The organism is Nostoc sp. NMS2 (genome assembly GCF_017115105.1).
Classification (GTDB): domain Bacteria; phylum Cyanobacteriota; class Cyanobacteriia; order Cyanobacteriales; family Nostocaceae; genus Nostoc.
The window spans coordinates 18,609-32,779 of record NZ_JABXKH010000087.1 but is presented as its reverse complement, the minus strand read 5'-3'; the positions used below and the strand labels follow the sequence as shown (position 1 = coordinate 32,779).

Here is a 14,171-nt window from a genome sequence, read left to right as displayed (position 1 = left end):
AGACAGGTTTCTTTATTTTCTTTTAGGATTTGCTGTCTGTATGCAGATATACGTTTCAAAATATAGTTATCGCTCATCGTGACTGTTTTCTTATTATATAGATGTCTGAGAATAGCGATGCCTTCGGCAAGCCGCTTCTCTACGAGACGCTACGCAAAATCTTAGAACAGCAAAATAGGTAAATTTTTCTATAGCAATTAGACTTCTTACATGAATCCTTGCACTCACCCTAAATCCCTCTCCCAAGCTTGGGAGAGTGACTTTGAAATTGTCTCTCCTTCTCCCAAAATTGGGAGAAGGGGTTGGGGGATGAGGGTTAGTTTTGCATTGGTGCAAGAGATATTTACCTTATCAAGGCTTTGTTGGGTAACGTTTACGCTCAACCCAACCTACTATTCTTCTTAACCCAAGCGTATTGAGTTATAAACTGTTTGTGTCTGATTTTAATTTTTGCATTTTGTACCTTAGTTGCTTGCAAATTACTGTAGCAATCCTGAATCATTCGTAATAAACAAGTTCCCCTACTCATTAAATAAGCCAGGGAACTGCGGCTTGTAATTCTCGCAAATCAAATAAAATTGCTATAACAAGCCTTTATTTTGCAGTTTCTATTGTGAATAGTAAATCAGTCCGCAAATATGCAATCCTGCTTCAAACCCTAGCAATTGGGGTATTTGGTTGATTACGCTTAGACCAAAAAGGACTATTACCAATACCAGTTAGTTCCTCATACCTTTTTCTATACTTCATGTACTCTCGATTAGCTTTCTTTGCTTCCTGCTTGCAATAATTCATTTCAGTCTTTATATGTTTGACATATTCAAGCAAAGAATTTAATTTCTTTTTTTGTTTTACTACTTGATTATCTCTTTCTCCCTTAGACATAGCAAACATTACATTTATTAATGCGAACATTGAAACACCAAGGAGAATTTCAAAATCATTGATTGCAATTTCTTTAGTCATCCCTAAGTTCCGTTTTAAAATTGGAACAAGTACGCCATAGCCAATTAAAGCCTCAGCAAGCCAAATCAAAAATACTAATACGTGAATTGGTTTTATCCAATCTGGTATCCAACCAACTTTTAATAATTTAGATGAGGCAGATCGATTTTCTGATGGTTGGCTAATAAACCAATTGTAGATAGATGCTGAAGTTAGTTCTACCAAAGCAATACCAGAAAGAAGACCTACCCAAAAAAATGGGTTTTCAAGAGTTTCTGCATCAGGGTTTCTTAAAATTTTAGGATCTAAAATCCCCATAGTGGAACTAACAGGCACAATACCTAAACCTGCTTTTAAAATCCACTGAAAAATAGTGTTAGCTATGTCAGGGATAGAGCCTGGCCAAGAAATCTTACCACCTTCCCAAAACTTTAGCCCTCCTTGAGCTTTACCAACAACACTACTGACTCTTGTTAACTCTCCTTTGAACCACCTCTCTCTAACCTTAAGCGTATCTCTCTGAGACTGATTCTTGAACATTTCAAAGAGAGTTCGCCGCACCTCAACTGCAAGTTGAGGACTTGCCGAAAAAACTTGATCAAGTTTTTCCCAACTTTCATCTAAATTCTTTTTGGCTTCTTGCTGGGACTTTTCTTCTATTTCTTCATACTTAAGCTGTGTTGATTGATTATCTTGCGGTTCTTGATAAAAACCAAAAAAATCGTCATCCTGATTGATATTTGCTGTTACTACCATAATTACTAACTCCTTACATTAAATTCAAATTATCTAATTTACTGCTGTTTTGGTGCCATTAATGTTCTGATTTGCTCGATACTATTTCGTGCTGAACCAGTATCTAAGTTAGATGAAGATACTTTAGCTTTTGGTTCAAGTTCATGAAAAATATTTGGAATCTCGTTTGTTGTAACTCCAAAAAGATATACTTTTGATATTCGTTCATTACCTTTAATCTTATTGATTTCTTGCTGAAGTTCCTTAAGGGTTTTCTGATCTAAACCTGTCCAAGGTGCTTGGACGATCAGAACTACTTGGTTATCAATCTCTGTAGATTTTGAAGATTTTAGATTTTTTAAGTAACTATCTACTAAGTTAATTAGGGAGGCTAGCGTTTTAGGAGAGTCAGTACACTTATCAGTTCTAGTGTTTAGCAGCCAGTCTTCAATTTGCCCTCGTGGAATAATAGCTTCACTTTTTAAAGTTGCGTCTGAATAGTTTGTTGTAGCAATGGGAGATAATTGCCCTTTATTACATATACCTTTGATTTGAAAAGAATTACCTACTAAAACCAAATCTTTCTTGACATATCCAACAACTTTACTTGCTAAATCCCACTGGGTTGTATCAGTAGCATTATTAGGGTCTTCAATAGGTGCTAGCACTAAAAAGATGGTATAAGGTTTGGAACTAAACTCAGCTTTATTTGAACCACATGACATTAAGAAAAGTAGCCAAAAACTAACAAATAAGATTTTTAGTCGTTGCATAATAGTTTCTTTGGAGATGTTTTTAAGATTCCTAGCCAGGAACTAATAATACCAATTTGTATCAATGCGTAAAAGGTAGTAATTGCTAATAGGCACTTTGTTCTACATAATTAACCATTATGTATAGCTACCTCAATCGCTATTTAAAACACAGATTGGTATTGGATATTTAATATGACGCATTAAAAAAGTTTTAGGTTAGAGATAACCATTTTGATGTGTCATATTTAGTATTTTAGAAACCTGTAAATCATGAAGGGATGTTACATGATTTACCATAAGAAAACATAATTACAATAGAAGAAAATAGCGAAAAAGTAAAACTACCCAAAATGGGTTTAAAAATCAACCCAGTAGTAACCTGAGTTACACCCCAAATAGCTAACCAGTCCAGCATAATACTCGCCTCTGTTGAGATTTGGATTACGAGTAGATACACTAGTTTGGATCGTGTTTCCAGATTTTAGAGTTTCGAGTTTGATGCAAGAACATATAAGATTAACTCGCAACCGCTATGTCTACGACGGGCTGCGCCTACGCAATTTTTCATATCATACATTCACTCTCGCTATAACCCCGATCTGCTATTAATTATACCAAGGGTTGTGTGCGCTCAATTACCACACGGATTTTACTAGGTTAAATTAATTCTTTGAGAAGAACCAATTCTTGAACGCTTATGGTTTTTCAAATACTAACTTGGCTTATTGATAGGAGAATAACGCCTACAAGACGTTCTGTACAAGGTTTAATGGCTAGGTATGGTGGTGATAACTTTGTTGGGTTTGAGGACTTCTTTAGTTAGAAAGAGCGATCGCTGTGCCTTTCTTTGTAACTCTTGGTTCACCCATTTTTTTATGTCTGAGGAAAAATAGCAGTATATATACTATATAAAGATATTTAACGAAGTGTTTTCAAAAACAAGTATGCTGAGTAATGTTTGTTCTGACTCTCGGAAAAATCGGCTAGCCGAGAGTTACGTGTAAGATACATCACTACCAGGCTAGAGAAAAGTTAAAAATGGTTATGTTTTCCCTAAACCCAATACGGATGCTTAGACACATATTGTCTGCATCGCTAGTTAGTTTGATTCCCTCAGTTGCTAGTTTAATGTCCTTAGAGGTTTTTTCCACCGCAGCGTTTGGCCAACCGCCTGCTGCGTCTGTTGAAACCAAGCTGAAAGTGCCTAGTAGCATGAACTATGCGCCCTTCAATATTAACCGTTACTTGAAAGTACCCCCTAACTTTTCTATCGCTGTTTATGCTCGCATTAACAAAGCTCGCTTTATGGCAGTTGCGCCTAATGGGGATCTTCTGGTATCACAGCCCAGTGCGAATAAAGTATTAATTGTCCGGTCAAATGGCGGCAAAGACCCAATTATTTCTGACTTCGTGACTGGTCTACGCAAGCCACACGACATTGTGTTTCATAAGATTAACAACACCACATACGTTTATATCTCTGAAACTCATCAAATCAACCGCTTCATCTACAACTCTGGAGACTTAATCGCAAAAAATCGTCAAATTGTTGTAACTGGTTTACCAGACAGCAGCACAGGAGAACTAAAAGGCGCTTATGGTCACGAACTGAAAAACATCGCACTTGATGCCAATCACAAACTGTATGTGTCCATTGCCTCTACGTGCAATGCCTGCAAGCAAGATACTATCAGTAATCCAGTGCGTGGTGCAGTCTACCAGTACAACGCAGATGGAGGCAATCGGCGGCTTTTTGCCCAAGGCTTACGCAATGCCGAAGGATTAGGATTCTTGCCTAACACAAATGACCTTTGGGTAGTTGTTAATAATCGAGATAACATCGCCTATCCCTTCAATGATGGCAGTGGCAATTACGGTAAGATTATCCCGTCCTACGTGGACAACCACCCACCAGAGGAGTTTACGCGAGTTCGAGATGGCGGTAACTACGGTTGGCCATTTTGTAACCCCAATCCTGATACTTCAAATGGCGTGAACAATATGCCCTTTGACCGCGACTATCAGTTCAATGGTAATGGAAATGTTAATTGCAATGCAATGGACAGGATTAGCAAGGGTATCCAAGCCCATTCCGCTCCTTTGGGACTAACATTCTTACAAAATACCAACTTTCCCAGTCTGTACTCAAATGGGGCAGTGGCGGGGCTGCATGGTTCATGGAATCGACAGAAAAAAACGGGCTACAAAATAGCTTACTTTCCCTGGAACAATACCACAAAGACTCCAGGGGAGGAGATGGATTTAGTCAATGGTTGGCTAGTTCCAGCAACACAAGAAGTCTGGGGACGACCCGTGGATATGGTAGTCGATCAACAAGGTAATTTGTTAATTTCGGATGATTATAGCGGCACCATTTACAAGCTCTCCTACACGCCGTCAGAAAAGGCGGTTAATGCCTACTCAGCAAAGGTAGTTAAGGCTTACAGAGATGCTAATTTTGCTGGAGCTTCCCAGTCTTTTGCTACAACTCCAGGAGTATACAAAGCCAACCAAGGTGACTTAAAGGTTGTGGGAAATGACGCTATTAGCTCATTAAGTGTCCCACCAGATACAGTGGTACGTGTATGCCAACATGAAACTGGTGGTCGATGCCGTGAATTTAGTGCTGGTGATTATAAATCCCTTGGGGCTGACTTAGATAACACGATCTCGTTTATAGAGGTTAAGTAGCACCACTCGCCGAATTTTAAATTTTTCCCCTTCCCTACGTGGGAAGGGGTTTAAGTTTTTTGCTAAGGTTTGTAATGAGCAATTCAGAAAATTCATTGCGATCGCTCGATCATGTTAGATTATAGTTTGTTGTTTCTCTCAAACACAAAATTCGAGAGTTTCCTACCCATCTCCTCATTGTGGAAATAAAAAAATAGGAGTTAAAAGCTAAGTTTTTGAAAATTATGTGCAGCAACACATCTATTTCCACTAGCTTATATGGCTTACCAGATAAGACTTAGAACCCCAATTGAATATCATTGTTAACACTGAGCGAAGTCGAAGGGTCAAAGCAAAAATTAAATAAATATGAATTGCATTTTTACCCTCAAAAAAATGATATGTTAGATACAGAATTGAATTTCGCTTTTTTTCTGGAGTAGAACGATATAGACTACTCCAGTTTTTCACCCTCAAACCCTTGGCATTTATTGCTTTTGACGGAATTTGAGGGCAATCTGAGTACACATTTAAATAACCCAAACCCAGTTACAAGTAGATTAAATTCCTTGCTGGGATTGGGTTTTGACTGAGTACAAAGAAATCCTGAACCCCTATCTATAAACACTAGAACCCTAACCAAAAAAGACTAGAACCCCTACCCGAAAAAAACTTTTTTAATTCTTGTAATGCTTAAAGAATTAGGGTTTTTAGTATTTGAGTACAAAAGTAATAAATCCAATAAATTCTATCCTAGATAGACATATCGCCTAACTTCAAGACGGCTGATATAAATCTTTTATCGCCAATCACTTAACGCTCTGAAACGAAACAAAGCGAAAAGTGAGTGGAGGGATGAGATAGCACCATGCCTGAAGTGAAGAGAAGTCGCGGCTGTAAGCACCAATTCTACCCAAGAACCGAACGTTGACACACACCAGCCGAACATCAGATATCTATCGTCTGCCTGACTTGAAAACAAGTCGCCCGAACCCAAGGGTTTGCAGGCAGTGTGGAAGACGCGACTTCAATTCTGGGCATGAAAGAGTAGCAACAGCATCTCCCACAGTGGCAGCCAAGTCCACCGACCTTTTGCGAAACTCAATGACATCACCGTCTACACGACTCCTCAACTCCCCTGCTACGGAATCGCCAACCCAAGCAAAATCAGGTGGTTGCGGCTGCGACAGCACCAGCAGCACCACCGTGGAAAGGGACGAACAGCTCCAAGAACGCATTGCTAAACATCCCTGCTACAGCGAAGACGCTCATCACCACTACGCCCGGATGCACGTTGCAGTTGCACCAGCTTGCAACATTCAATGCAACTATTGCAACCGCAAATATGATTGCGCTAACGAAAGCCGTCCTGGAGTAGTTAGCGAATTGCTAACACCAGAAGAAGCAGCACATAAAGCTTTGGTCATTGGTGGTAAGATTCCGCAAATGACAGTCGTGGGAATTGCCGGCCCTGGCGACCCATTGGCGAACCCAGAAAAGACCTTCCGCACATTTGAGTTGATTGCAGCGCAAGCACCAGACATCAAGCTGTGCTTATCAACCAATGGTTTAATGCTGCCGGACTACATCGATCGCATTAAACAATTAAATATAGATCACGTGACGATCACCATTAACATGGTAGATCCAGAGATCGGTGCTAAGATTTATCCTTGGGTTCACTACAGACGCAAGCGTTATAGAGGCATTGAAGGCGCAAGAATTCTCCACGAAAGACAGATGGAAGGATTGCAAGCTCTAAAAGATGCTGATATCCTTTGCAAAGTTAACTCCGTGATGATTCCCGGAATTAATGACCATCACTTAGTTGAAGTGAATCGAGTCATCCGTGAAAAAGGTGCATTCTTGCACAACATCATGCCATTGATTTCTGCACCAGAACATGGCACACACTTCGGTTTAACCGGTCAACGCGGCCCCACACCCAAAGAACTTAAAGAAGTTCAAGACAACTGCTCTGGTAACATGAAAATGATGCGTCACTGTCGCCAGTGTCGTGCCGATGCAGTCGGATTATTGGGAGAAGACCGCAGCCAAGAATTTTCCAAAGAGAAATTCTTGGAAATGGCTCCCGAATATGACATGGAACAACGCGCTACTGTTCACGAAGGGATTGAGAAGTTTAAAGAAGAACTTAAAGTAGCCAAAGATAAGGCGCTAGCCGGTAAGAAAATTGCCAATAGTCCGAAAGTTTTAGTTGCAGTCGCAACCAAAGGCGGCGGATTAGTTAACCAACACTTCGGTCATGCCAAAGAATTCCAAATTTACGAAGTGGGTGGAAACGAAGTTCGCTTTATCGGTCATCGTAAAATTGACCAATACTGCCAAGGTGGATACGGCGAAGAAGCTTCCTTTGAGCATATTATGAAAGCGATCGCAGATTGCAAAGCAGTTTTAGTCTCCAAGATTGGCAACTGTCCTCAAGAAAAATTGCAAGAAGCTGGAATCAAGACTGTTGAAGCTTACGACGTAATTGAAAAGGTTGCTTTGGAGTTCTACGAGCAATACGTTAAGGAATTAGGGAATTAGGGAATAGGGAGTAGGGAGTAGGGAGTAGTGAATTTCAATATTTACCACTCACCACTCCCCATTCACCAGTACAGACGCGATTAATCGCGTCTCTCCCACTCCCCATTCACCACTCCCCATTCCCAAAAGGAGAATAAATCATGGCTTACAAAATTCTTACTAGCCAGTGTATTTCCTGCAATCTCTGTCTAACGGTATGTCCCACAAATGCAGTTAAAGTGGTTGACGGACAGCACTGGATTGACCCTGAACTTTGTACAAATTGTGTTGGTAGTATTCATACCGTGCCTCAGTGTAAAGCTGGTTGTCCCACCTGCGACGGTTGCGTTCAGCTGCCTAGCGATTATTGGGAAGGCTGGTTTGCCAATTACAACCGCGTAGTCGCTAAATTAACAAATAAACAAGATTACTGGGAACGTTGGTTTAACACCTATTCTCAGAAATACTCGGAACAGTTGCAAAAGCGCCAACCCCAAATAATTCGTAATTCGTAATTCGTAATTCGTAATTGAAGACAACAATGCAAAATAACTGCATCTATCTCGATAATAATGCTACCACTAAGGTAGACCCAGAAGTTATAGAGGTAATGTTACCTTACCTGACGGATTATTACGGTAATCCCTCCAGTATGCATACCTTTGGTGGGCAAGTCGGTAAAGCAGTGAGAACAGCAAGAGAACAACTTGCAGCCATTCTGGGAGCCGATGAGTCTGAAATTGTCTACACAAGTTGCGGTACTGAGGGAGATAACGCGGCGATTCGAGCCGCACTGTTAGCGCAACCAGAAAAGCGTCATATCATCACCACCCAAGTTGAACATCCAGCAGTACTCAATGTCTGCAAACAATTAGAAACCCAAGGTTACACTGTTACCTATCTATCAGTAAATCATCAAGGGCAGCTGGATCTAGATGAACTAGAAGCTTCCTTGACGGGTAACACCGCCTTGGTGACAATTATGTATGCTAATAATGAAACCGGCACGGTTTTTCCAATTGAGCAAATTGGGTTGCGCGTTAAAGAATATGGCGCTATCTTCCATGTAGATGCGGTGCAAGCAGTGGGAAAAATCCCGTTGAATATGAAGGCTAGCACCGTGGATATGTTAACCCTATCTGGTCACAAGCTGCACGGGCCAAAAGGAATTGGTGCTTTATATATTCGGCGCGGGGTTCGGTTCCGTCCCTTCATGATTGGGGGACACCAAGAACGCGGACGGAGAGCGGGAACTGAGAATGTTCCAGCAATTATCGCCTTGGGCAAAGCTGCGGAACTAGAACTGTTACACTTAGAAGAAGCGACAGCAAGAGAAAGAAAGCTGCGCGATCGCCTGGAACAAACTTTACTAGCTACAATTCCCAATTGTGTAGTTAACGGCGACGTTACGCAGAGATTGCCAAACACCACAAATATCGGCTTCAAGTACATCGAAGGTGAAGCAATTCTACTGTTATTGAACAAATACGGTATCTGTGCATCATCCGGTTCTGCTTGCACCTCCGGTTCTCTGGAACCTTCCCATGTCCTTCGGGCAATGGGCTTACCCTACACAACTTTGCACGGTTCCATCCGTTTCAGTCTTTGTCGCTACACAACAGAAGCCGAAATCGATCAAGTCATAGAGGTAATGCCCAGTATTGTAGAACGTTTACGCGCCCTCTCACCCTTCAAAAATGATGATGCAGGTTGGTTGCAAGGACAAGAACAAGCACTAGCGCATCGTTAGAGACTAGGAATTTTAGATTTTGGATTTTAGATTTTAGATTGAAATCCAATCCAAAATCCAAAATCTAAAATCCAAAATTGTCTGCCAATCCCCCAATCTAAAATCCAAAATCTAAAATCTAAAATTCATTATGTGGGACTACACCGATAAAGTATTAGAACTGTTTTACGATCCCAAAAATCAGGGAGAAATTGAAGAAACGAGCGAAGCTGGAGTTAAGGTTGCAACGGGAGAAATCGGTAGCATTGCTTGTGGCGATGCTCTGAGATTGCACCTGAAAGTGGAAGTAGAATCTGATAAGATTCTAGATGCTCGCTTTCAAACCTTTGGTTGTACTAGTGCGATCGCATCTTCTAGTGCATTAACCGAAATGGTCAAAGGTTTAACCTTAGATGAAGCCCTGAAAGTGTCCAACAAAGACATTGCAGATTACCTGGGTGGTTTGCCAGAAGCAAAGATGCATTGCTCTGTCATGGGACAAGAAGCCCTAGAAGCCGCTATCTATAATTATCGTGGCATACCTCTAGCTACCCACGATGATGATGATGAAGGTGCATTAGTTTGCAGTTGCTTTGGCATCAGCGAGTCTAAGATTCGTCGCGTGATTCTAGAAAATCATCTCACGGATGCTGAACAAGTAACAAATTATGTAAAAGCTGGTGGCGGATGCGGTTCCTGTCTGGCTAATATCGATGATATTATTAGATCAGTTCAACAGGAATACGCCTCACCTGCTCTCAACAATTACGGCGTAAAAGTTGCCACAGAAATTGTTACGTCTAAAGAGCGATCGCTAACCAACGTGCAAAAGATTGCTCTAATTCAAAAGGTTCTCGATGAAGAAGTCAGACCCGTACTGATTGCAGACGGTGGAGATGTAGAACTCTATGATGTAGAAGGCGATCGCGTTAAAGTTGTACTGCAAGGTGCTTGCGGTTCCTGTTCTAGTAGTACAGCAACTCTGAAAATTGCGATCGAAGCCAGATTACAAGATCGTGTCAGCAAGAGCCTTGTAGTCGAAGCAGTTTAGGAATTGCTGTAGGACTTATCGTACTCGACAAATACGCCCTAATATGCATTCAGCCAGAAACAGAAAGTAGGACTTGAATCGAATCATTGTCTCCACTCAATGCTTCATCCCAATTCTTTCTTAATTACGAATTACGAATTACGAATTACGAATTGGTATCAGTCCTACCACTATTACTGCTAACAGCATATAGGCAGAGAGATTAAGCGCCTACTTGCAAATTTCATCATCCAACTCGCTTCAAAGGAACAGGATATGAGTACATTGTACGACAACATTGGTGGACAACCAGCTATTGAACAAGTAGTAGATGAACTCCACAAACGCATTGCCGCAGACAGCCTCCTCAGTCCCATTTTTGCTGGTACAGACATGGCGAAGCAACGTAATCATCTAGTTGCTTTCTTATCTCAAATATTTGAGGGGCCAAAGCAATACGGCGGTCGTCCAATGGACAAAACCCACGCTGGAATGAATTTACAGCAACCACACTTCGATGCGATCGCCAAGCATCTCGGTGAAGCAATGGCTGTGCGTGGAGTGTCAGCAGAAGACACCAAAGCTGCACTAGATCGCGTCACAAATATGAAGGGCGCTATTTTGAACAAGTAATAGGACTTATACCAATTTTGGATTTTAGATACTTCGACTTCGCTCAGTACAAGTTTTGGATTTTGGATTGAAAAACTTGACTACAAGGCTATTCCAAAAATTCCAAACAATACTACGTATCCCAATTTGGTATTACGCATTGATTGTTGACAAATAGCAAAGTCAAATCCTATTTGGTTTTTTCAGCTAAAGCACATTATGACGTATTTGTAAATTGCGTAATTTTCTTTGTTCTTTGTCAAAACAAATGACAAAGGACAAAGGACAAAAAGAAAAGAAATTTAACCAGGAAATATATGTACTTACTTTCAATAATTTTAGCTGTGGAGCGATCGCCCCCAGCAGGCATTTATGCCAACGCTACCAACGATGCTCTACACGCGCTCACTACTGTCGCTCAACTGGCGTGAACGCAACTGACAAACGCACAGACCCACCAACCAACCAATTGCAGGGAAACACGAACAATGACAGAAGAAAACATAAGACAGATAGCTTTCTATGGTAAGGGCGGTATCGGTAAATCTACCACCTCCCAAAACACCTTGGCAGCTATGGCAGAAATGGGTCAACGCATCCTCATCGTCGGTTGCGACCCTAAAGCTGACTCCACCCGTTTGATGCTACACAGCAAAGCTCAAACAACCGTTCTTCACCTCGCCGCAGAACGTGGTGCAGTAGAAGATATCGAAATCGAAGAAGTAATGCTCAAGGGATTCCGTGACGTTCGTTGCGTAGAATCTGGTGGGCCAGAACCCGGTGTAGGTTGCGCTGGTCGTGGTATCATCACCGCCATCAACTTCTTAGAAGAAAATGGTGCTTACCAAGACCTAGACTTCGTATCTTACGACGTATTAGGTGACGTTGTGTGTGGTGGTTTCGCAATGCCAATCCGCGAAGGTAAGGCACAAGAAATCTACATCGTTACATCTGGTGAAATGATGGCGATGTATGCAGCTAACAACATCGCTCGTGGTGTTCTTAAGTATGCTCACACCGGTGGCGTGCGCTTGGGTGGTTTGATTTGTAACAGCCGTAACACAGACCGGGAAATCGAACTAATCGAAACCTTGGCAAAACGGTTGAACACCCAAATGATTCACTACGTACCCCGTGACAACATTGTTCAACACGCAGAATTGCGCCGGATGACTGTTAACGAGTACGCACCTGAAAGCAACCAAGCTAACGAATATCGGATTTTGGCTCAGAAAATTATCGACAACAAGAATCTAGCTATTCCTACACCCATCGAAATGGAAGAACTAGAAGAATTGTTGATTGAATTCGGTATTCTCGAAAGCGACGAAAATGCTGCCAAGTTGGTTGGTAAGACTGCTGCTGAAGCTCCTGTATCATAAGTCGCTGCTAAGAAATAACGCTTTAGCACAAGGAAAAAGGAAGAGTTTTATATTCTTCCCTTTTACCCTCTCTCTTGCATCTCCCCCCTAACCTTAGAGGGGACTCCTAGTCCCCCTATGCCCCGATCCTTACGAGTCACAGAGGCTAAATATGACACCTCCAGAAAATCAAAACATCATCGAAGAAAGAAAAGAACTAATTAAAGAAGTTCTAGACGCTTATCCCGATAAAGCTAAGAAAAAACGGGAAAAGCACTTAAGTGTATACGAAGAAGGTAAGTCCGATTGCGGCGTTAAGTCTAACATCAAATCCCTTCCAGGTGTAATGACCGCTCGTGGTTGTGCTTACGCCGGTTCTAAAGGTGTGGTTTGGGGTCCTATTAAGGACATGATCCACATCAGCCACGGGCCTGTAGGTTGCGGTTACTGGTCTTGGTCTGGTCGTCGTAACTACTACATCGGCACCACAGGTATTGATACCTTTGGTACCATGCACTTCACCTCTGACTTCCAAGAAAGAGATATCGTGTTCGGTGGTGACAAGAAACTTGTCAAGCTCATCCAAGAACTAGATGTACTGTTCCCCCTCAACCGTGGTGTTTCCATTCAATCTGAATGTCCCATCGGTCTAATTGGGGATGACATCGAAGCTGTTGCTCGGAAGACATCCAAAGAAATTGGCAAGCCAGTTGTACCTGTGCGTTGCGAAGGCTTCCGGGGTGTTTCCCAATCCTTGGGACACCACATTGCTAACGACATGGTTCGTGACTGGGTATTCACCAGATCCGACCAAGCTAAGAAAGACGGTACACTCAAGTTTGAAGGTACTCCTTATGATGTAGCCATCATTGGTGACTACAACATCGGTGGAGATGCTTGGGCTAGCCGCATCCTGTTAGAAGAAATCGGCTTGCGCGTAGTCGCTCAGTGGTCAGGTGATGGCACCATCAACGAAATGTTGATGACCCCCAATGTGAAGATGAACCTCATCCACTGTTACCGGTCGATGAACTACATCAGCCGTCACATGGAAGAAGCTTATGGAATACCCTGGCTTGAGTATAATTTCTTCGGCCCCACCAAGATTGCTGAATCTTTACGGGAAATCGCTTCCAAGTTTGACGAAACAATCCAAGCAAACGCTGAGAAGGTTATCGCCAAATATCAACCCACAATGGATGCGGTAATTGCTAAGTATCGCCCCCGTTTGGATGGTAAGACTGTTGCCATCATGGTTGGTGGTCTACGTCCTCGCCACGTTGTCCCAGCTTTCCTAGACTTGGGCATGAAGATGATTGGTACTGGTTATGAGTTCGCTCATAATGACGACTACAAACGTACCACTCACTACATCGAAAACGGCACCATCGTTTATGACGACGTTACCGCTTACGAATTCGAGGAATTTATCAAAGCGCTGAAGCCTGACCTAGTAGCTTCTGGTGTGAAAGAGAAGTACGTCTTCCAAAAGATGGGTCTTCCTTTCCGTCAAATGCACTCTTGGGATTACTCCGAACCTAGCGATGCCTACGGCGGGCTACGCGCCAACGCACTTCAACATCATATAATGCAAGGTTTTTTCGCGACGGGAGGAAAAAGAGTCTATTTCTAGCCTAAATGCAAGTTGCAGGGTTATCTAAGAATAATCGGTTTTGATACTTTAGATAGCATAACTCTTATGGAGTCTGGGTTTTAGATTTTTATTGCATTTTGCTCTAAGAAAAACTGTAAAACAAAAGACTATTTTTAACGACCATTTTTTAGATTAAATATAGCGTAGTAGC

Annotated in this window: 10 protein-coding genes; 8 read left to right on the top strand and 2 right to left on the bottom strand. The window is 41.9% G+C overall.

Annotated features, from left to right (window positions below; all coding sequences use genetic code 11):
* Positions 1 to 651: 651 nt before the first annotated feature.
* Together HWQ36_RS16180 and HWQ36_RS16175 are read right to left on the bottom strand one after the other, a co-directional pair.
* The gene (locus tag HWQ36_RS16180; protein ID WP_292704654.1) at positions 652 to 1,701 is read right to left on the bottom strand and encodes a hypothetical protein; all 1,050 of its coding nucleotides are present in this window, start codon (positions 1,699 to 1,701) and stop codon (positions 652 to 654) included.
* 38 nt (positions 1,702 to 1,739) lie between these two features.
* On the bottom strand, positions 1,740 to 2,453 hold the full coding sequence (locus HWQ36_RS16175; protein ID WP_292704652.1) for a hypothetical protein: 714 nt from the start codon (positions 2,451 to 2,453) through the stop codon (positions 1,740 to 1,742).
* A 1,050-nt stretch (positions 2,454 to 3,503) separates the two neighbouring features.
* Between HWQ36_RS16175 and HWQ36_RS16170 the strand changes: the two genes are divergently transcribed.
* From HWQ36_RS16170 to nifD, 8 genes are all read left to right on the top strand, one after another.
* Positions 3,504 to 5,126: a sorbosone dehydrogenase family protein gene (locus HWQ36_RS16170; protein ID WP_292704650.1), complete on the top strand. Its 1,623-nt coding sequence runs from the start codon at positions 3,504 to 3,506 to the stop codon at positions 5,124 to 5,126.
* Between the two features lie 1,083 nt (positions 5,127 to 6,209).
* Positions 6,210 to 7,655 (top strand): nitrogenase cofactor biosynthesis protein NifB, encoded by a 1,446-nt coding sequence (nifB, locus tag HWQ36_RS16165; RefSeq protein WP_292704717.1) that lies wholly within the window; start codon positions 6,210 to 6,212, stop codon positions 7,653 to 7,655.
* 140 nt (positions 7,656 to 7,795) lie between these two features.
* Positions 7,796 to 8,149, top strand: coding sequence for a 4Fe-4S binding protein (locus HWQ36_RS16160; RefSeq protein ID WP_292704648.1), 354 nt, complete (start codon positions 7,796 to 7,798; stop codon positions 8,147 to 8,149).
* A gap of 26 nt (positions 8,150 to 8,175) precedes the next feature.
* Positions 8,176 to 9,384, top strand: coding sequence for a cysteine desulfurase NifS (nifS, locus tag HWQ36_RS16155; protein WP_292704646.1), 1,209 nt, complete (start codon positions 8,176 to 8,178; stop codon positions 9,382 to 9,384).
* Between the two features lie 130 nt (positions 9,385 to 9,514).
* On the top strand, positions 9,515 to 10,414 hold the full coding sequence (nifU, locus tag HWQ36_RS16150) for a Fe-S cluster assembly protein NifU (RefSeq protein ID WP_292704644.1): 900 nt from the start codon (positions 9,515 to 9,517) through the stop codon (positions 10,412 to 10,414).
* Between the two features lie 255 nt (positions 10,415 to 10,669).
* The gene (locus HWQ36_RS16145) at positions 10,670 to 11,026 is read left to right on the top strand and encodes a group 1 truncated hemoglobin (protein ID WP_196526300.1); all 357 of its coding nucleotides are present in this window, start codon (positions 10,670 to 10,672) and stop codon (positions 11,024 to 11,026) included.
* 467 nt (positions 11,027 to 11,493) lie between these two features.
* Positions 11,494 to 12,387 (top strand): nitrogenase iron protein, encoded by an 894-nt coding sequence (gene nifH, locus HWQ36_RS16140; protein WP_292704640.1) that lies wholly within the window; start codon positions 11,494 to 11,496, stop codon positions 12,385 to 12,387.
* Positions 12,388 to 12,538: 151 nt separating this feature from the next.
* Positions 12,539 to 13,999 carry a nitrogenase molybdenum-iron protein alpha chain gene (gene nifD / locus HWQ36_RS16135; RefSeq protein ID WP_292704638.1) on the top strand — a complete coding sequence of 487 codons (1,461 nt, stop codon included), beginning with the start codon at positions 12,539 to 12,541 and terminating at the stop codon, positions 13,997 to 13,999.
* The last annotated feature ends 172 nt before the right edge of the window (positions 14,000 to 14,171 follow it).

Coding starts and splice junctions, on each gene's coding strand:
- HWQ36_RS16180 (WP_292704654.1), bottom strand. CDS start 1,701: ATGGTAGTAACAGCAAATATCAATCAGGATGACGATTTTTTTGGTTTT.
- HWQ36_RS16145 (WP_196526300.1), top strand. CDS start 10,670: ATGAGTACATTGTACGACAACATTGGTGGACAACCAGCTATTGAACAA.
- nifD (WP_292704638.1), top strand. CDS start 12,539: ATGACACCTCCAGAAAATCAAAACATCATCGAAGAAAGAAAAGAACTA.
- nifS (WP_292704646.1), top strand. CDS start 8,176: ATGCAAAATAACTGCATCTATCTCGATAATAATGCTACCACTAAGGTA.
- nifU (WP_292704644.1), top strand. CDS start 9,515: ATGTGGGACTACACCGATAAAGTATTAGAACTGTTTTACGATCCCAAA.
- nifH (WP_292704640.1), top strand. CDS start 11,494: ATGACAGAAGAAAACATAAGACAGATAGCTTTCTATGGTAAGGGCGGT.
- nifB (WP_292704717.1), top strand. CDS start 6,210: ATGACATCACCGTCTACACGACTCCTCAACTCCCCTGCTACGGAATCG.
- HWQ36_RS16170 (WP_292704650.1), top strand. CDS start 3,504: ATGCTTAGACACATATTGTCTGCATCGCTAGTTAGTTTGATTCCCTCA.
- HWQ36_RS16175 (WP_292704652.1), bottom strand. CDS start 2,453: ATGCAACGACTAAAAATCTTATTTGTTAGTTTTTGGCTACTTTTCTTA.
- HWQ36_RS16160 (WP_292704648.1), top strand. CDS start 7,796: ATGGCTTACAAAATTCTTACTAGCCAGTGTATTTCCTGCAATCTCTGT.